We start from the raw sequence: 18,852 nt of genomic DNA on the forward strand, positions 1-18,852 counted from the left end.
ATGACTCAGAGTGTCGAGATCCGTCCCCGGCGGCGCACCCAGGCCGAACGCAGCGCCGAGACCCGCCGCATCCTGCTGGAAACCGCCATCGCCTGCCTGCACGCGCGCGGCTACGCGGCGACCACCACCTTGCTGGTGGCCCAGGAGGCGGGGCTGAGCCGGGGCGCGATGCTGCATCAGTTTCCCACCAGGGTGGACCTGATGACCTTCGTGGTGCGCTCGGTGTTCGACGACGAGGTGGCGATCTACGATGCGCGGCTGTCGGCCATCGCCGATCCAAAGGAGCGTCTCTACGCCTTTCCGGAGATCGTCTGGGAGGTTTTGAGCCGTCCGTCAGGCGTGGCGGTTCTGGAGATCCTGCAGGGCTCGCGCAGCGACCCCGACCTCGCCGCGCGCCTGGCGCCGCTGCAGGCCGAGATCGAGCAGAACGCGCTCGATCTCCTGGGCCGCTGGTTCGGGGACGCCGGTCCGGGGTCCAAGACGGCCATGCGCCTGGTGGTCTGGGCCGCTCGCGGCCTGTCGATCGCCCGGGTCCTCGCACCCGATCCCGAGGAGATCGACAGGTCGGTCGTGCTGCTGCGCAGGTTGTTCGAGGCGTATGCGGAGCGGCCGCGTTCGGCCTAGTTACCGCGCCCAGTAGACGGGAAGCGATTGCCAGACGATCGCGACGGCGGCGACCGCCGAACCGAAGGCCGACAGCCGCCGTACGAACACGCCCTGGCGAGTGGTCCGCCAGGAGCGCAGGGCCAATGCCGAGGCCGCCAGCACGCAGGCGATCGTCAGCGCCACGAACACCATCATCAGCGGCTGGCGGTGCTGCGGATCGGCGATCTCGGCGATACTGGCGATCACGTAGGCGGCCAGGAAGTGCCCCGCCCAGACGGCCAGTCCGCCCAGCAGCGACAGCCAGGTCTTCATGACAGGCCGCCGGGGAACAGTCGCGTCACGCAAAGACCCACCAGCGCTTGGGCCGCGGTGTAGCCCAGGAACAGGCCGACCAGCTCGATGGTCGCTGGGCGATCGGGTCCGACATAGCCGTACAGCCGGCGCAGCAGCACATACAGGCCCATGATCGCCGCCACGGCGACGAAGAAGCCCTGCCAGGACAGGATAGCGTACACGATGGCGCCCTGGGCGCTGGCGTGAGGCTCAAGGCCGCCGCCTCTCCAGGCCGACAGGTCGACGCCGAAGGCCAGGACCAGCAGTCCAGCGGCGGCCAGCACCATGGCGGTGGCCAGCCAGGGCCGGTTCAGGGCTCGTCTCGCCAGCCAGGCCAGGACCGCCGCCACGGAGGCCGAAACCGCGGCGATCACGAGCGAGGAGACCTCCGGCGGCGGTCGCCAGGCTTCGGGATTGCGGCTCCAGAGGAAGACGTAGGAGAAAACCGACATGGCCAACACCATGCCGCCGACGACCAGGGTCACCACCATGGCCCACCAGCCGGTGCTGGACGGACCGCTGGCATAGGTCTTCAGTTCGATCCCGGCCCCGACGTCGACTTGCTTTTGCGGCAGCGGATGGTCGAGGAACCAGCACCAGCGCAGCACGCAGGCGATGCCCAGCACGCCGCTCAGCACCGAGGCTGCGTAGGCTTGAACGGTCAGCAGCAGGAAGAAGCCCGCCGTGAACACCGCCGCCCAGACATGCCAGCCCGATGGTACGGGCATGCGCAGCAGGTGCTGCGGCTCGGCGTTGACGGGGCTGGTCACCAGGGTCTCGCGTCCGCCGGTCGGCGCGCCGGGGAGGAAGTAGCGGCCGGCCGCGACGTCCCGGGCCAGGTTCTTCTGATCCCACAGCGGATAGAGCGACCTGACCACCGGGATGCTGCGCGTGGAATAGAGCCCGGCCGGCAGCCACTCCAGCCCCCCGCCGCCGTAGACGTTGCCCGCTTCGCTTGTCCCGAACGGCCGGAAGTTGCGGATCATGTCGATCACCCAGATCAGCACCCCAGCGGCGAAGACGAAGGCGCCGAGCGTCGAGATCAGGTTGGGCCACTCCCAGTCGCGGCCGGCGGCATAGGTGTAGACGCGCCTTGGCATGCCCATAAGGCCGGTCAGGTGCATGGGAAGGAAGGCCAGGTGCATGCCGGCGAACATCAGCCAGAAGGTCCAGCGCCCCAGGCGCTCGCTGAGCGGCCGGGCCGAGACCATCGGCGTCCAGTAATAGATCGCCGCGAACAGCGGAAACACCATGCCGCCGATCAGCACGTAGTGTAGGTGGGCGACGATGAAATAGGTGTCGTGGGCCTGCCAGTCGAACGGAACCATGGCCGCCATCACCCCGGTCAGGCCGCCCATGACGAAGATCAGCAGCGAGCCCAGCACGAAAAGGCCAGGGGCGTTGAACTTCATCCGGCCCGAGGCGACCGTGGCGATCCAGGAAAACACCTGCACGCCGGCCGGCAGGCTGACGGCCATCGAGGCGGCCGAGAACATGCCAATCGAGACGCCCGGGAGTCCGGTGGTGAACATGTGGTGGGCCCAGACGCCGAAGCTGATGAAGCCCGTGGCCAGGAAGGCCAGCACCACCATCCAGTGCCCGACCAGCGGGGTGCGGGCCACGGCCGGCACGATGGTCGACATCGCCCCGGCCGCAGGCAGGAAGATGATATAGACCTCGGGGTGGCCGAAGAACCAGAACAGGTGCTGCCACAGCATCGGGTCGCCGCCGCGCGCCGCGTCGAAGAACGGCCAGCCCAGCGCGCGCTCCAGCTCCAGCAGTGTGGTGGCCAGGATGACCGACGGGAAGGCGATGATGATCATGCCGGCGAACACCAGCATGGCCCAGGCGAACACCGGCAGCTTGTCGAGGGTCATGCCCGGTGCGCGGGTCTTCAAGACGCCGACGATGATCTCGATCGCTCCGGCGATCGCCGAGATCTCGATGAAGCCGATGCCCAGCAGCCAGAAGTCGGCGTTGATCCCCGGCGAATAGGTCATCGAGGTCAGCGGCGGATACATGAACCAGCCCCCGTTGGGCGCCAGGCCGAAGAACAGCGAGCAGAAGAACGCCAGGCCGCCGATCAGGTAGGCCCAGAACGCGTAGGCCGACAGGCGCGGAAAGGGCAGGTCACGCGCGCCCAGCATCTGTGGCAGCAGCAGCACGCCCAGGGCCTCGACCGCCGGCACGGCGAACAGGAACATCATCACCGTGCCGTGCATGGTGAAGATCTGGTTGTAGGTCTCCTGGGCCAGCACGCCCTGCATCGGCAGGGCCAGTTGGGTGCGCATCAACAGGGCCAGCACGCCGGCCAGCACGAAGAACAGCATGGCCGCGCCCACATAGTAGACGCCGACATAGTTGTTGTTGATTACCGTGATCCATTGCCAGCCCTTGGGCGCGCACCAGATCGCCTCCAGCCTTTCCAACTCGCCCTTGGGGCGGCGGCCCCTGGTCGGGAAGCGCTCGTAGAGGGCGGTGTCGAAGCCGGTCTCGGACGCCGGAGGAGGGCCGTTCACTTCAGGCTCTCCAGGTAGGCGGAAAGATCGCGCAGTTCCTGGCCCTTAAGCACCGGATAGGCCGGCATGCGGTTGCCGGGCTTGATCGCCTGGCTGTCGCCGATCCAGCCGGCCAGGGTTCCCTGGTTGTTGGGCAGCACGCCCGCGCCCAGGGTGCGGCGCGAGCCGACATGGGTCAGGTCGGGACCGGCCAGGCCGTTGGCGTCGGTTCCCCGGATGGCGTGGCAGGCGCCGCACCCGGCGCGATCGAACACCGCCTTGCCCGCCGTATGGGCCGGGGCCGGGGCGGCCGGCGCCGCCTGCCGCGCCTTCCAGGCCTCGTAGTCGGCCGGCGCATGGGCGACCACCACCAGGGCCATCAGAGCGTGCGGACCACCGCAGAACTCGGCGCACTGCGCGCCATACTCGCCGGCCTTGTCGGCCTGGATGCGCAGGATGTTGCGGCGGCCGGGGATCATGTCGAGCTTGCCGTTCAGGCGTGGAATCCACAGGCTGTGGATAACATCGGTGGATTCCAGTTCGAGGGCGACCGGACGGCCGGTCGGAATGTGAATCTCGTTGGCGTCCTGGAAGGCTTCGCGACCGCTGGCGTCGAGATAGCCGACCCGCCACCACCACATTTCACCGGTGACCCGGATACGCAGTTCCCCGGGGCGGGGCGGCTCGCTCAGACGGTTTGTCAGCGACAGGCCCCAGACCAGCAGGGCGCTCAGCACCACGACCGGAAAGGCCAGCCCCGCGATCCAGACCAGCCGCTCGCCGCCCAGCTTCCGCCGCCAGGCGCGGGGCGCGAAGAGCGCCAGGGCCACGGCGACCACCACGACGAGCAGCACCGCGGCGGTCATGGCCAGCAGGCCCCAGGTCAGGCTGTTCAGCGGCGCGGCGAACGGCCCCGCCGGGTCCAGCGCCGGCGGCGGCCAGCCCTTCAGGCTTTCGTGGGCGGGCGGCGCGTCAGTCTGCATCGAGCGAATAGAGATAGGCCGCGACGTCGCGGGCTTGGTCCTGCGTCAGGCCCGAGGCGGGCATGGCGGTGTCGGGCGACATGGCCGGCGCGTCGCGCAGCCAGGCGATCATGACGTCGGGGCGATTGGGGAAGCGGCCGGCGATCAGCGCCTGCGTCGAAAGGTCGTCCAGCGGTCCGCCGACCGCGCCGCGAGGCCACTTCACGCCGGGAATCCTGTGGCAGGCGCCGCAACCCTCGGCTTGGATCAGCTTCAAGCCCCGGGCGGCATCCGCGCCGGCCAGCTGGCGCGGTGGAACCGACTTGTCGGCGCAGGCGACCAGGGTCGCTCCTGCCAGGCCGATCATCGCCGCGCTCGCTGTCCTGCTTCCGACGATCACCAACGCCCCTTTGAGAACCCGAAGGCTCAACCCGTCGGAACGGTCGCGGTTCCGCAGGGTTTAGGGCGAGTGCGCAGTTCTGCCTTCCTTCTCGCGGCCATGATCGCCGCGCTCGCCGCCTGCGATCGGGAGGCGGCCCGCACCGACGCCATGCTCAGCATTGACGGGCGCACCATCGCCATGAGCGGCGGCGCGGGCGGAGCGTCCAAGGCCTGCTTTTCGTGCCACGGGCTCGACGGCATGGGCGACGGCGTCTCGGTTCCGCGCCTGGCCGGGCTCGACGCCGGCTACCTGCAGAAGCAGATGGAGGACTACGCCTCGGGCATTCGCCCCGACAAGGTGATGGGACCGGTCGCCAAGCCGCTGGACGACCGCGCCAGGCGAGCCGTCGCGGCGTACTACGCCAGCCTGCCGGTCGCGGCCGGTCCGGTTTCCAGCGTCCCGCCGCCGGTGCTCTGGACGCAGGGCGATCCGGAGCGTGGCCTTGCCCCCTGCGCCGCCTGCCATGGCGCCCAGGCTCAGGGCGTCGGCGCTGGCCAGCCTGCGCTGGCCGGGCAACCGGCCGCCTACACGCGCGACCAACTGGACCGCTGGAAACGCGCTACGCGCCGCAACGACCCGCGCGGCGTGATGACGACGATCGCCGGCAAGCTTACCGAAGACGAAGCCGCCGCCTTAGCGGCTTGGTCAGAGAGGCAACCTGCCTCTCCAGCGCCCGCCAGCGGCGCTGCCAGCGCGTCCGCTGTCGAGGCCGCTGCGGCAGGATCGGCAGCATCCCGTGAAGGACGTCGTCGCGATCGATGAGGTGGTGCTTCAGCGCCGCCCCTACATGGATCGGGATCATGGCGGCGAGGCTGAGGGCTAGGCCCCAGTGCAGCCATTCCGCGACGGCCTCGATGGTCCAAAGCGTCGAATGCGACAGCTCGCCGAACGGCAGCAGCGGCCAGGGCGCGAGGTTCAGCAGGGTCAGCTCGGTCTCCCGGCTCGTGGCCGACACCATGGCCCAGCCGGTCAGCGGCAGGCCGAAAAGGCAGGTGTAGAAGACGTAGTGGGTGACATGGGCCGCCGTGCTCTCCCAGCCGGGCTTGTCGGCGTCGTTGATCACCGCCGGCGCGAACAGTCGCCAGCCGACGCGGCCCAGGACCAGAACCAGCATCAGCACCCCGACCAGGTAGTGCGCCCCGTAGGCGGCCTGCATCCGTTCGCCTGCGGGCAGTCGGCCCATCCACCACCCCAGGCCAAGCTGGAACATCACCAGCGCCGCCATGGTCCAGTGAAAGACGATGGCCACGGGCGAATAGCGGCCCTCATCGGCGTGGCCCGCGGCCCATTCGAAGATGTTCTCGATCAGCCGATCGATCATCGGGCGACGAGGCTCGCCGCGCCGCGCAGCTGCCGCCCCAGCACCACCAGCGCCGCCGCCAGATAGGCGCCGGCCGCCGGGATCCACATCAGCAGGCCCGCCAACTGCTGGTCATCCAGCGACGACAGGCCCCAGGCTGCGGTCGTCAGGGCGTGCGGGGCATAGAGGGCGCGAGGCATGAAGGTCAGCAGGGCGCCCAGCAGCCCCATCTGCACGGTGGTGGCCAGCAGGGCCGCCACGGCGGCGGGAGCCGGGGCTGCGCGCACGGTCCGCCAGAACAGCGTCGCCGAGGCCAGCAGGCTGGCCTGCATCAGCCAGTAGACGCCGTCGTTGGCCAGGGCGGCCTCATAGAACGCCGGGGCGTGCCATAGCCAGAAGACGGCTGCGAAAGCGAGGCTCGCCGGTGCAAGGCTTCTCGACCGCCCAAGGCGCGGCAAGGTCCAGGCCAGCAGCGGCGCGGCCAGGCTGGTCAGCAGCACATGGTGCAGCGTTCGGGCCGAGAACAGCGCCGAGCTCAGCGCGCATAGAGGCGAGGCGAAACTTACCGCCAGCACCGCCATGGCCGCGATGCCCGGTCCGCGCCGCGTGGGGAGCATGATCCATAGGCAGGCCGTGGCGATCGCCAGCGCGCCCAGCAGGAGCGGGTCGAGGTTCCAGCGACCCCAGGCCTCGGCGGGCGAGGGACCAGCTCCGCAATAGGGCGTCCAAGCTTCCATGGGCGGGCTCCGAACCGCGATCGCGGCGGCGTCAGGCGATGCCCGCGCCGCCGGTGACGCCATAGACCTCGCCGGTCGTGAAGCTGGCTTCCTGCGAGGCGAGCAGCACATAGACCGGCGCGATCTCGACCGGCTGGCCCGGCCGGCCGAACTGCGAATGTTCGCCGAAGTGCTGGACCTTTTCCTGGGTCTGGCCGCCGCTGGGCTGCAGCACGGTCCAGAACGGCCCCGGCGCCACGGCGTTGACCCGCACGCCGGCCTTGATCAGTTGCTTGGCCAGGGCCTTGGTGAAGGCGACGATGCCGGCCTTCGTGGTGGCGTAGTCGAGCAGGTTGTCGGACGGCTCATAGGCCTGGACCGAAGCGGTGTTGATCACCGCCGCGCCGGGCCGCAGGTGGGGCCTTGCCGCCTGGGTGATCCAGAACATGGCGTAGAGATTGGTCTTCAGCGTGTGGTCGAACTGCTCACTGTCGATGGCGGCGATGTCGGGCCGGCTGACCTGCTTGCCGGCGTTGTTGACCAGGATGTCGAGCCCGCCCAGCGCCTCCACCGCCCGGGCCACAAGGTCCCGGCAGAAAGCCTCGTCCTTGATGTCGCCGGGCAGGGCGACGGCCTTGCGGCCCTCGGCCTCGATCAGGGCGACCACCTCGCGGGCGTCGCTCTCCTCGCTGGGCAGGTAGCCGATGGCTACGTCGGCGCCCTCGCGGGCATAGGCGATGGCCGCTGCCCGGCCGATCCCGGAGTCCGCCCCCGTGATCAGCGCCTTGCGACCAACCAGCTTGCCCGCGCCCCGATAGCTTTCCTCGCCGTGATCCGGCCTGGGATGCATCCTGGCGGCCAGGCCCGGCGCCGGCTGCGGCTGAGCCGGGAAGGGCGGCTTAGGGTACTGCTCGCGCGGGTCCTGCATCCGCAGGCGGTCGTCTCGGCTCATGTTCGTCTCCGGCATGTGGGCTCAACGGCGCGGCGTGGAGCGGCGTTCCGCCGCCAGGAACATCGGGCCAAGTCCGGACGCCGCCTGGGCGCCCGGATCTCCAGCCTGTCTAGTGAGCAGCCTGGCCGCCGAGCTCGGCCATCAGCTCCTCCTTCCGCGCCTCCATCCGCTCGCCCATCGCTTCCAGGTCCTCGTCGCCCTTCTTGGCCTGGGCGAAGAAGCCGCCGGGCTGTTCCTCTTCCTTGACGTGGTGCTTGATGTATTCGCCGAGCACCTTGACCTTGGCGTCGTAGAATTCCTCGCCCGGTTTCATCGCCTCGATCTCGGCGATCAGCTTCTTGGCGCCGTCATGCTCGACATAGGCTTCGTCGATCAGGTCGTCTTCTACCTCGCCGCGGCTCTCTGGATAGAGGACCTCCTCCTCGATCTGGGTGTGGACCTTCAGGGCCAGCGCGATCTTGTTGAAGAGGGCCAGCTTCTCGCGATCGCTCTCCAGTTGCTCGTACTCGTCGAACATCGCCTCCACCTCGCGATGGTCGGCCTTGAGCAAGCGGATGGCGAGCGGGTCGCGACGACCGGTTCGGCGCGTACGGCGCGACTTGGCGGTTTTGGATGCGGATTTCGCGGGCGTTTTGGCGGTGGCCATGTCGGCTCTCCGGTTGGAATGGACGTGGCTTGAAGGCGACGCCTTGACCCGAAGTTCCCATAGCCGCGCTAGTTGAGAGACGATTTCAGATCTGCCGCTCAGGAACCGGGTTATTCGCGTGAAAACAGCGGCTTAAAGTGCGATCTTCGTCGGGTTTCCGACATGGAGCTTACGCGACGTCGCAGGCTGGTCATTCGGATGCTTAAGCTGACGCGGAGCCTTTCAGGCGACGCTGCGTTGGTGGCCGGCGGGGAAAGCAACGAGCAGATGTCGACCACACGAGCCAACGCCCGAGAAAGACTTTTTCCTGGCGACAGCGAAATGGCGCGCCTGATGCGCGCCAAGGACTGGTCGGCCCATCCCCTCGGCGAGCCGGAGACCGACCGGATTGACCACGCCCCTGGCGATGATGCTGACGTCGCGGTTCGAGATGTGGCTCGGCTGGGGCGACGATCTGAACTTCTTCTACAACGACGCCTACATCCCGACCCTTGGGGCCAAGCACCCCTGGGCCCTTGGCGAGCCGTTCCGCGAGGTCTGGAAGGAAGTCTACGCCGATGTCGAGGACCAGGTCCGTTCGGTGATGGTCGAGGGCGTTCCCACCTGGAACAAGGCGTTGCAGCTGCTGCTGGAGCGCAACGGCTATCCCGAAGAGACCTACCACACCTTCTCCTACAGCCCTCTGCGCGACGGCGACGCCATCCGGGGGCTGATGTGCATCGTCACCGAGGAGACCGAACGGGTGATCAGCGAGCGGCGGCTCGACACCGTTCGCCGCCTCGGAGAATGCCTGATCGGGACGATGAGCCAGGAGGCCGTGCTGCAAGGTCTCTGCGACGCCCTGGCCCACAATACCGAGGATTTCCCGTTCGCTCTGGCCTATCTGCGCGAGCCGCTTGGCGGCCTGGTCGGCTGCTCGGCCACCGACGAGGCCCGGCGATTGCTGCGCGAGGACTGGTCGCTGGACGGTCCCGCCGACGGCTGCCAGGATTTTCCCCTGGACGGGAACATCGACTATCCGTCTGGCGCCTGGGCCATCCCGCCCACGCGGGCGCTCATCCTGCCCATCGCGACCAGCCAGGGCTCGGCCGTAGCCACGCTGATCCTGGGCCTCAATCCCCACCGCCGAGGCGATGACGGGCTGACCGACCTGGCGAGCCTGGTGTCGGACCGGGCCGCCGGCGCCTTCGCCCAGGCTCATAGCGTCGAGACCGAGCGGCGCCGATCGGACCGGATCTGGACCAACTCGCGCGACCTGATGGTGGTGGTCGATGACAAGGGGATCTTCCAGTCGGTCAGCCCGGCCTGGACCCGCATCCTCGGCCATTCCGTCGAGGAGGTCGTCGGCCGCACGATAGAGAGCTTCGTGGTTGACGAAGACCTGGAGACGACGCGCACGGCCCTGTCTGGCGTGTTCTCCGGCAGTCAGGTCACCGGTTTCGAGAACCGCTACAAGACGGCCGCGGGCGGGCATCGGTGGATATCCTGGAACACCGCCTTCGAGGACGGCCTCGTCTACGGCTACGGGCGCGACGTGACCGAGGAGAAGCTTCAGGCGATCCAGCTTCGGCAGGCCGAGGACGCGCTGCGCCAGGCACAGAAGATGGAGGCCATTGGCCAGCTCACCGGCGGGGTGGCGCACGACTTCAACAACCTTCTGACCGTCATCCGCTCGTCGGCCGATCTTTTGCGGAGCCGCGAGTTGGGCCCGGAACGGCGGCGGCGCTATGTGGACGCCATCTCCGACACCGCCGACCGCGCCGCCAAGCTGACCAGCCAGCTGTTGTCCTTCTCGCGCCGGCAGGCCCTCAAGCCGGAGTGCTTCAACGCCGCCGCCAAGGTCGAGGCGCTGGGCGACATCCTGCGCTCGGTGCTGGGCGGCCGCGTGCAGCTGAATCTTGAGGTCGCCTGCGACGACTGTGCGGTCGAGGCGGACGTCAACCAGTTCGAGACGGCGCTGATCAACCTGGCGGTCAATGCGCGCGACGCCATGGGCGGCGAGGGCGTTCTGACCATCCGCATCGACGCGGCCACCGCCATTCCCGCCATCCGCGGCCATGCGCCGCTCGGGCGACTTCGTGACCGTGGCGGTGATAGACGAGGGCGCGGGCATCGCCGACGACGACCTGGCCAAGATTTTCGAGCCGTTCTTCACCACCAAGGAAATCGGGCGCGGAACAGGGCTTGGTCTCAGCCAAGTCTACGGCTTCGCCAAGCAGTCGGGCGGCGACGTGGCCGTGGAGAGCCGGAAGGGCGAGGGCGCGTCCTTCACCTTGTTCTTGCCTCGTACGGCCGCCGCGGCCCTGCCGCCGGCTCCGCCCGTGGCCGCGCCCCGCTTGCGCCATCACGGACGCATCCTGGTCGTCGAGGACAACGCCGCGATCGGCGAGTTCGCCACCCAGTTGCTGCGGGATCTCGGCTACCAGACCGAGCTGGCCACCAACGCGACTGACGCGCTGGCCCGGCTGGATCGCGACGGACCCTTCGACCTGCTGTTCAGCGACGTCGTGATGCCCGGCGTCGGCGGGGTGGAGCTGGCTCGAGCGGTCAGGAAGCGCTGGCCCGACCTGCCGGTCGTCCTCACCAGCGGCTACAGCCATGTCCTGGCGACCGATGCGCGCCACGGCTTTCCGCTGCTCCACAAGCCCTATTCGGTCGAGGATCTGTCCCACATTCTGCGCCAGACCAGCGCGGTCGCCTGACAGGCCGCGGGGCAGCCGCCGCTCTTCCTCTCGCCCAGCGCGCAACCGTCATGATGATCGCGCAGTCGCGCTTGTATGGTTCGCGAGCGGATCGGTAGTCTGCACCCAGAGTCGGGGGAGTTGTAGTGGCGCTGTCGCGTACCGAGATCGAGGCGATGACGCCGGACCAGAGCGCGCTAAAGGCGGCCGCTGGCCTGCTGAAGCCCGCCAAGTGGTCGTCGCGAGGCGTTTCCGGCGGTCTCATCTGGGGCGAGTGCCAGGGATCGGGCGCTAATCCCTACCGGGTTGCGGCCGATACGGACGACATCGGCAGCAAGTGCACCTGTCCCTCGCGCAAGTTTCCCTGCAAGCACGCCATCGCCCTGATGTGGCTGCATGTCGACGAGCCCGGCGGCTTCGCGCCCGCCGAGACGCCGGACTGGGTCACCGAATGGATGGGGCGGAGGCGCAAGTCGTCCGGCGCTGCGCCTTCGGCCGGCAAGCCGCCTTCGGGTCCCAAGAGCCTGGACGCGGCGACGACGGAAGAGGTCGTCGCGGCGAGCGATCCGGCTGCCGAGGCCAGGCGCAAGGCGGCCGCCGACAAGCGGGCGGCCGACGTCCGGTCGCAGGTCCAGGCGGGCCTGGACGACCTGGAACTCTGGATCTCCGACCAGCTGCGCACTGGCCTGGGCGGCTTCCTGGCCGAAGCTGGCGATCGCTGTCGGCGGATGGCCGCGCGCCTGGTCGACGCCAAGGCCGGCGCCCTGGCCAGCCGGCTGGATGAGACGCCCTCGCGCCTGCTGCAACTGCCGGCGGAAGAGCGGATCGACGCCGCTATCGTCGAGCTGGGCAAGCTGACGCTGCTGGCGCGGGCCTGGCGCGCGGCGCCCGACGATCCCGAACTGCGGCGCGAGGTGGTATCAACCGAAAGCCGCGAAGAGCTGATGGCCGCGCCCGACGCGTTGCGCCACGCCGGGGTCTGGGAAGTGCTGGGCGAACAGATCGTCACCCGCCGCGACGGACTGGTCAGCGTCTCTACCTGGCTGCTGAACGCCGAGGCGCAGGGGCCGAGGTTTGCCCTGCTGCTGGACTATTTCCCAGCCTCGGCCGGACGCCGCAGCGGCGCCTTCGCACCGGGAGCGCGGTTCCGGGCCGAGCTGCTGTTCTATCCGGCCCGCGTCCCCTTGCGGGCCCTGATCGTCGAGCGTTCAGAGGCCGCGAGCGAAGTCGACGAGGGCTGGCCGCTAGCCGAGGCGGGCGACCCGCTGGCGGCCTATGCGCAGGTGCTGCTGGCCGCGCCCTGGCGTCTCGATGCGCCGGTAGTGCTGCCGTCCGGCCGGATCGCCCAGGATGTCGCCGGACGGCGCTGGTGGATGGGCGAGGCCGGGGCGCTGCCGCTGGAAGGCGCGCCGCCCGAGGTGTGGCTGGGCGCGCGGCTCGACGGCGCGGCGGGCCTCTGGAACGGGTCCCGGCTGACGTTGCTGGCGGCCCGCACCAACTGGGGGCGTATCGGTTTCGATGCTTGAGCTGGAAGATCACCTGGCGCGCATCCGGGGCGCCTGGATGGCGGGGCGCGCCGCCGTGGATCATGCGCCAGCCGCCTGGCGCGACGCCGTCGGGACGGGCGGCGAAGCCGAGGCCGCCCTGGTCGCGCTTACTGGCCAGGCGCTTCAGGTTCTGTTTCGGCCGGTCGCGCCGCCGCTGGCCGCGCGCGATCTGCTGCCGTCGCTACCGATGCCCACGCCGCCCGAGGCGGCGCGCGCCCGCATCCGCCGCGTGCTCGCCGCGCGCCGGAGCGAGGAGGGCGGCGCAAGGTTCGTGGTCCAGCTCCTGGCGGCGCGCGGCTACGTCATGCATCCGGCCGACTGGCTGCCCCGCGCGAGCGACGACTGGGCGCCGGACGTCTATGCGCCCTGGATCGACTGGGCCGCCGCGGAAACTGCCGGCGCATCGTCCGAGGCGCTGACCGCAGACAGCTGGAACGACTGGCCCTGGGCCAGGCGCCGGGTCGCCCTGACCGCCCTGCGCCGCAGCGACCCGGCGGCCGCGCGGGCGCTGGTCGCCGCCAAGGCTGGCGGAGAGCCCGCCGAGCGTCGCCTGCGGGTGCTGGAGGTGCTGGAGGTCGGGCTTTCGGCTGACGATGCGGCGGTGCTCGGCGGTTTCGCCAGCGACCGCTCGGATCGTGTCCGGGGCCTGGTTCGCCGGCTTCTGTCGAGGCTGGGCCGGGGCGAGGGTGAGGGCGACGCCGAGCCTGCCCAGGAACTGGCCGCCATGGTCGAACTGGGGTGCGTCGGCCTGATCAAGCGCCGCCACCAGTTGAAACTGAAGCCGCTGAAGAACCCCATCCAGGAGGGCCGTCGCCGCGCCCTGATGGGCGTGGTCACCCTGGCCGCGCTGGCCAAGGCGCTCGGTGTGGACGAGAAGGCCCTGGTCGAGAGCGTTCCCGTCGGCGAGCCGTGGGCCATCAGCACCTTCATGGGGATGGTCGAGGAAACCGCCGCGCCGGAAGCCTGGCGCGCCCTGTTCGACCTTGCTCTGCACGACGCCGCGATCCCCCTCGACCTAGTCGCCATCCTGGCCCGCCGCGCACCGGCGGACGAGCGACGCAACGTCCTGCCCACCATCCTGGAGCGGGAGGATGGCTCCGGCTTCCGAGGTGCGCTGGCCGTGGCTGGCGAGGTGCTCGGCCATGCCGGCCCGGGACCTCTCGCGCGATCGCTGGCCTACAAGGAACTTTTCGATCTGATCGGTCCCAGCCTTTCGGCGGAGGCGCGCACGCCGCCGCTTCTGGCCGTCGGCCTGAACAACCTAGGCCTGCTGCTTGACCAGGCCGGAGCCAGGTCCGTGGTCGAAGCCTGCGCCGCGGCGGGCCTGTCCATCGCCGACCCGCGGCTTGACCTGCTGCATCTCAACATCGCCCTCAATCCGGAGCGACCGACTTGACCGATATCCTGCGCCTGCCGGCGGAGACGACCTACGCTGCCGAGCTCGAGGCCCTGAAGCGCAAGGACGACGCGCCCACCCCGCGCGGCTGGGCCATGTCGCCCAAGGCTGTTGTCACCTACCTGATGGGCGGCAAGGCCGCCGACGGCACGCCGATCAGCGCCAAGTATGTCGGCGATCGCCGGCTGATCGAAACCGCCGTGGCCACCCTGGCCACCGACCGGGCGCTGTTGCTGCTCGGCGTGCCCGGCACGGCCAAGTCGTGGGTGTCGGAACATCTGGCGGCGGCGATCTGCGGCGATTCCAGCCTCGTCATCCAGTGCACCGCCGGCACCGACGAGAACCAGATCCGCTACGGCTGGAACTACGCCCAGCTGCTGGCCAACGGCCCCTCGCGCGAGGCCCTGGTGCCCACGCCGCTTTATCGGGCGATGGAGACCGGCAAGCTGTGCCGCCTGGAGGAGCTGACGCGGATGGGCTCGGACGTGCAGGACACGTTGATCACCGTGCTGTCGGAAAAGATGATGCCGATCCCGGAACTGAACGACGCCGTCTACGCGCGCCGGGGCTTCAACCTGATCGCCACCGCCAACAACCGCGACAAGGGCGTCAACGAGCTGTCCTCGGCGCTGAAGCGACGCTTCAACGTCGTGGTGCTGCCGCTGCCCGACGACATGAACGAGGAAATTTCCATCGTCACGCGCCGCGTCGGCGAGATGGCCCAAAGCCTAGACCTGCCCGCGCCCAAGAACGTGGCCGAGGAGGTCGCCCGCGTGGTCTCGATCTTCCGCGAGCTGCGTGGCGGCTCGACCCTCGACGGCAAGGTGACGCTGAAGACGCCCACCGGCTCGCTGTCGACCGCCGAGGCGATCGCGGTCACGGTCGGCGGCCTCAGCCAGGCGGCCTATTTCGACGGCGGCAAGCTGAGCGCCGAAGGGCTGGCCCCCAGCCTGCTCGGAGCGATCGTCAAGGATCCGGTGCAGGACAAGGTCGTGCTCGAAGAATATCTGGAGGCGGTCCTGAAGAAGCGCCCGGACTATGCCGGCTACTATCGCGCGCTGGTCGACCTGGTCTGATCCGTGGCGGCGGAGGTCCACTATTTCGGGATCCGGCACCACGGGCCGGGATCGGCGCGGCGCCTCGTCGACGCCCTTGAGGCGCTGCGCCCGGCGGTCGTGCTGATCGAGGGGCCGGCCGATGCGTCGGACCTGCTGCCGATGCTGGCCGATCCGGCCATGGTCCCGCCGGTGGCGCTGCTGGTCTACGCCTCCGACGACCCGGCGCGAGCCTCGTTCTGGCCGTTCGCCGTCTATTCGCCGGAGTACCAGGCCGCCTGCTGGGCGGTGCGCAACGGCGCAGCCGTGCGCTTCATCGACGTTCCCGCCGCCTGGGGCCTCGCCGCGCCGCCTGAGCCTGAGCCGGTCAGCGAAGACGAAGCGATCGAAGAGGCCGACGAGCCGGCTCCGCCGCCGGCCATCGACGAGGTTTCCATGCGGCTGGAGCGCGACCCCATCGGCCTGCTGGCCGAGGCCGGCGGCTACCAGGACGGCGAAAGCTGGTGGCGCGACGTCATCGAGGAGAGCCCGGCGGCCGGGGCGGTCTTCGCGGCCGTCGCCGACGCCATGGCGGCCCTGCGCGAAGCCGCGCCGCCGGCGCAGGGCCGTGAGGCCGTGCGCGAAGCACACATGCGGCTTGAGATCGCCAAGACCGTCAAGGAAACGGAGGGGGCGATCGCGGTTGTCTGCGGCGCCTGGCACGAGCCGGCGCTGAAGGCCAGGGTTCCGCTGTCGCAGGATCGCGAACGGCTCAAGGGCGCGCCCAAGCAGAAGATCAGCGCGACCTGGGCGCCCTGGACCTCGCCCCGGCTGGCGTTCCAGAGCGGCTATGGCGCCGGCGTCGCCGCGCCCGGATGGTGCGGACACCTTTGGGAGACGTCGCGCGACGAGATAGCCGTCCGCTGGCTAGGCAGGATCGCTCATGCGCTTCGCGAGGCAGGCCATATCGCGCCCACGGCCTCGCTGATCGAGGCCCAGCGGCTGGCGGTGGCCCTGGCGGCGATGCGTGACCGGCCGCATCCGGGTTTCGAGGAGCTGCGCGAGGCGGCCATCGCCTGCCTCTGTCACGGCGAGCCGCTGGTCTGGGACACCGTCTCCGCCAGGCTGCTGCTGGGCGACGCCGTCGGCGAGATTCCCGCCGACGTGCCGCTCGCCCCCTTGATCGAGGACCTGCAGCGCGAGCAGCGCCGCACCCGGCTGAAGCCAGAGGCGCTGGAGCGCGAATTGGCCGTCGACCTGCGCAGCGAGAGCGGGCTGGACCGGTCCACCCTGCTGCATCGCCTGTCGATCCTCGACGTTCCGTGGGGGCGCCTGGCGGAAGCCGGCCGCAGCCGGGGCACCTTCCGCGAGCGCTGGCGCCTGCGTTGGGAGCCTGAGTTCGCCGTTCGCCTGGTCGAGAACCTGGTCTATGGCCCGACCCTGGCCCGCGCCGCCGCCGGCCGTCTTACCGCGCGGTTGGCCGAGGCGGTCGAACTGCCCGTGCTCTGCGATCTGGTGCTGTCGGCGCTGACGGCCCAGCTGCCCGACGCCGCCCATGCTGGGGTCGAGCGGATCGAGCATCGCGTGGCGCTGACCAGCGACTGCGGCGAACTGCTGTCGTCGCTCGCGCCGCTGGGCGACATCGTCCGTTACGGCCAGGCTCGCCGCACCGACGCCGCCCAGATGGAGGTCCTGTTTGTCAGGATCCTGTCCCAGGGGGCGCTGGCGCTGCCTTATGCGGTCAGGTTGCTGGACGCCGAGGCGGCTCAGGCCCTGCGCGCATCCGTGCTGGCGGCCGACGCTGCGGCGGTGCTGGCCGAGGTCGACCTGACCGACTGGCGCCAGGCGCTGTCGAGCGTGGTCGATGACGACCAGGCCACGCCGCTGCTGGCCGGGGTTGCCGCGCGGCTGCTCTACGAGGCCGAAACGATCACGCCGGAGGCGGCGGCCGAACTGCTGGGCCGCATGCTGTCGCCCGGTCGCGCGGTGGCGGACGCGGCCGGGTTCTTCGAGGGCTTCTTCGACGGCGCCGGCGAGCGGCTGATCTATGACGCCAGCCTGCGCGCGGCGGTCGACGCCTGGATGCTTTCGCTCGAGGGCGAGGCGTTCACCGCCTTCCTGCCGCTGTTCCGCCGCGCGCTGGGCAATCTCGACCGCATGCAGCGGCGGCGGTTGCTGGACGCGGTGTTCGGCCGCGCCGGCGCAGGCCTGCAAGGGCGCATCGCGGTCGCCGACGCCGAGGCGATCTGGCTGGCTCACCTTCAGCGCCTGACCGACATCCTGACCGCGAGGCCTGCGACATGAACGAGGCCCCGAACGACAAAGGGGAACGCGAGCGCCGCTGGCGGCTCGCCGTCGGCGGCGAGGACGAGGCCCTGCAGCAGGGCGACGACCAGCGGCTCTCCAACGCCCTGACCATGCTCTATGGCGAGGGCGATGGTCCGGGTGCGTCCGGCGGTTCTGGCGGCGGCAAGGGCAGAGGCGGCCTTGGACGCTCGGCGCCCAGCGTCGCGCGCTGGCTCGGCGACATTCGACAGTTCTTCCCGACGCCGGTCGTGCAGGTCGTGCAGAGGGACGCCATGGAGCGTCTGGGCCTGCAGCAGATGCTGCTCGAGCCTGAGATGCTGGGCGCGGTCGAGGCCGACGTGAACCTCGTGGCCACCCTGGTCAGCCTGCGCAACGTGATGCCGGCCAAGACCAAGGCCATCGCCCGGGAAGTCATCGCCAAGGTGGTCGCCCAGTTGATGGAGCGGCTGGAGCAGAAGACCGCCGAAGCCGTTCGCGGGGCGATCGATCGCCGCCGCCGCACCGGCCGGCCGCGCTTCTCCGACATCGACTGGCCGCGCACGATCCAGGCCAACCTGCGCCACTACCAGCCCGAGCACCGCACCGTGGTGCCCGAGCGGCTGGTCGGCTTCATGCGTCGCCAGCGGCGGTTGGTGGACCTGGACGAGGTCGTGCTCTGCGTCGACCAGTCGGGCTCGATGGCGCCATCGGTGGTCTATGCCTCCATCTTCGCCGCGGTGATGGCCTCGCTTCCGACGGTGAAGACCAAGCTGGTGTGCTTCGACACCGCCATACTGGACCTCACCGAGGACCTGGCCGATCCGGTGGAGGTTCTGTTCGGCGTCCAGCTGGGCGGTGGCACCGACATCAACCAGGCCGTCGGCTACTGCGAGAACCGAATCGAGAGCCCGGCCAAGTCGCACCTGATCCTGATCACCGATCTCTACGAGGGCGGCGACAGCGAGGCGCTTGTCGCCCGGCTGGCGCGGCTGGTGGGTTCCGGCGTCAATGTCATCGTGCTGCTCGCGCTGAGCGACGAGGGGCGGCCGGCCTATGACCCGCAGCTGTCGGGCCGGGTGGCGTCGCTGGGCGTGCCGGTGTTCGCCTGCACGCCGGACCAGTTCCCCGACCTGATGGCCGCGGCCCTGAAGCGTGAGGATGTGCTGGCCTGGGCGGCCAAGGCGGACATCAAGGCGATCCGCTCCGACGCCTAGCGGCGCTGCCGCTGGTCGACCTGGCCGCAAGCGGCGGCCGCCGAGCTTGGCCATTGGTGCTGGCGCACCTTGGCGCGAGCGGTTAATCAGCCCCGGTTGCAAGTGTACTGACGCTCGCGTGGCGTTCTGGGGGCAAGCGTGTCGAGATACCGAAGCGTCGCGGGGGCGGCGTTGTTGATGGGGGCTGTGTTCGGTCTTCCAGCGCAGGGCGGCGAAGCTGACAAGAGCCCGACGGCTCG

At 69.8% G+C, this 18,852-nt stretch carries 15 protein-coding genes and 3 pseudogenes; 10 read left to right on the top strand and 8 right to left on the bottom strand.

The features are described 5' to 3' along the window. Positions 1-624: a TetR/AcrR family transcriptional regulator gene (locus DDF67_RS21095; protein ID WP_109102784.1), complete on the top strand. Its 624-nt coding sequence runs from the start codon at positions 1-3 to the stop codon at positions 622-624. On the opposite strand, the gene DDF67_RS21100 is transcribed toward DDF67_RS21095, so the two are convergent. Genes DDF67_RS21100 through DDF67_RS21115 form a run of 4 tightly spaced genes read right to left on the bottom strand, consistent with a single transcriptional unit; the run spans position 625 to position 4,766 of the window. Then, a complete protein-coding gene (locus tag DDF67_RS21100) occupies positions 625-918 on the bottom strand; it encodes a hypothetical protein (protein WP_109102785.1) in 294 nt (97 codons plus the stop codon). Continuing rightward, entirely contained in the window at positions 915-3,458 is a 2,544-nt protein-coding gene (locus DDF67_RS21105) for a cbb3-type cytochrome c oxidase subunit I (protein ID WP_109102786.1), read from the bottom strand. The genes DDF67_RS21100 and DDF67_RS21105 overlap by 4 nt, the downstream gene beginning before the upstream one ends. Beyond that, complete coding sequence (coxB, locus tag DDF67_RS21110; RefSeq protein ID WP_109102787.1) at positions 3,455-4,420, bottom strand: cytochrome c oxidase subunit II; 966 nt, start codon at positions 4,418-4,420, stop codon at positions 3,455-3,457. The genes DDF67_RS21105 and coxB overlap by 4 nt, the downstream gene beginning before the upstream one ends. Further along, on the bottom strand, positions 4,410-4,766 hold the full coding sequence (locus tag DDF67_RS21115; RefSeq protein WP_109102788.1) for a c-type cytochrome: 357 nt from the start codon (positions 4,764-4,766) through the stop codon (positions 4,410-4,412). The genes coxB and DDF67_RS21115 overlap by 11 nt, the downstream gene beginning before the upstream one ends. Positions 4,767-4,979: 213 nt before the next feature. Here DDF67_RS21115 and DDF67_RS26145 point away from each other — a divergent pair. Continuing rightward, positions 4,980-5,426 (top strand): annotated as a pseudogene (locus DDF67_RS26145) (c-type cytochrome); the annotation flags it as partial. Between the two features lie 25 nt (positions 5,427-5,451). Here DDF67_RS26145 and DDF67_RS21125 read toward each other — a convergent pair. The 4 genes from DDF67_RS21125 to DDF67_RS21140 form a co-directional block, all read right to left on the bottom strand. Then, positions 5,452-6,162 carry a cytochrome b gene (locus DDF67_RS21125; RefSeq protein WP_233247725.1) on the bottom strand — a complete coding sequence of 237 codons (711 nt, stop codon included), beginning with the start codon at positions 6,160-6,162 and terminating at the stop codon, positions 5,452-5,454. Further along, positions 6,159-6,878, bottom strand: coding sequence for a cytochrome c oxidase assembly protein (locus tag DDF67_RS21130; RefSeq protein ID WP_109102790.1), 720 nt, complete (start codon positions 6,876-6,878; stop codon positions 6,159-6,161). Before DDF67_RS21130 ends, DDF67_RS21125 begins: the two co-directional genes overlap by 4 nt. Positions 6,879-6,909: 31 nt before the next feature. Next, complete coding sequence (locus DDF67_RS21135; protein ID WP_109102791.1) at positions 6,910-7,809, bottom strand: SDR family oxidoreductase; 900 nt, start codon at positions 7,807-7,809, stop codon at positions 6,910-6,912. A 109-nt stretch (positions 7,810-7,918) separates the two neighbouring features. Next, entirely contained in the window at positions 7,919-8,455 is a 537-nt protein-coding gene (locus DDF67_RS21140; RefSeq protein ID WP_109102792.1) for a hemerythrin domain-containing protein, read from the bottom strand. Positions 8,456-9,257: 802 nt separating this feature from the next. Here DDF67_RS21140 and DDF67_RS26430 point away from each other — a divergent pair. From DDF67_RS26430 to DDF67_RS21175, 8 genes and pseudogenes are all read left to right on the top strand, one after another. Beyond that, positions 9,258-10,250: pseudogene (locus DDF67_RS26430) on the top strand (PAS domain S-box protein); the annotation flags it as partial. Positions 10,251-10,512: 262 nt separating this feature from the next. Further along, positions 10,513-10,686 (top strand): annotated as a pseudogene (locus tag DDF67_RS26435) (ATP-binding protein); the annotation flags it as partial. A 171-nt stretch (positions 10,687-10,857) separates the two neighbouring features. Next, entirely contained in the window at positions 10,858-11,157 is a 300-nt protein-coding gene (locus tag DDF67_RS26155; protein WP_233247726.1) for a response regulator, read from the top strand. Between the two features lie 125 nt (positions 11,158-11,282). Continuing rightward, positions 11,283-12,662: an SWIM zinc finger family protein gene (locus DDF67_RS21155; protein WP_199229302.1), complete on the top strand. Its 1,380-nt coding sequence runs from the start codon at positions 11,283-11,285 to the stop codon at positions 12,660-12,662. Next, positions 12,655-14,079, top strand: a complete 1,425-nt coding sequence (locus DDF67_RS21160) for a DUF5691 domain-containing protein (RefSeq protein ID WP_109102795.1) — start codon at positions 12,655-12,657, stop codon at positions 14,077-14,079. The genes DDF67_RS21155 and DDF67_RS21160 overlap by 8 nt, the downstream gene beginning before the upstream one ends. Continuing rightward, positions 14,076-15,155: an ATP-binding protein gene (locus DDF67_RS21165; protein WP_109102796.1), complete on the top strand. Its 1,080-nt coding sequence runs from the start codon at positions 14,076-14,078 to the stop codon at positions 15,153-15,155. Before DDF67_RS21160 ends, DDF67_RS21165 begins: the two co-directional genes overlap by 4 nt. Before the next feature lie 3 nt (positions 15,156-15,158). Beyond that, positions 15,159-17,417 carry a DUF5682 family protein gene (locus tag DDF67_RS21170; protein ID WP_109102797.1) on the top strand — a complete coding sequence of 753 codons (2,259 nt, stop codon included), beginning with the start codon at positions 15,159-15,161 and terminating at the stop codon, positions 17,415-17,417. After that, positions 17,414-18,613, top strand: a complete 1,200-nt coding sequence (locus DDF67_RS21175; protein ID WP_109102798.1) for a VWA domain-containing protein — start codon at positions 17,414-17,416, stop codon at positions 18,611-18,613. Before DDF67_RS21170 ends, DDF67_RS21175 begins: the two co-directional genes overlap by 4 nt. Positions 18,614-18,852 lie beyond the last annotated feature (239 nt).

The organism is Caulobacter endophyticus (assembly GCF_003116815.1).
In the GTDB taxonomy this organism is placed as follows: Bacteria; Pseudomonadota; Alphaproteobacteria; order Caulobacterales; family Caulobacteraceae; genus Caulobacter; species Caulobacter endophyticus.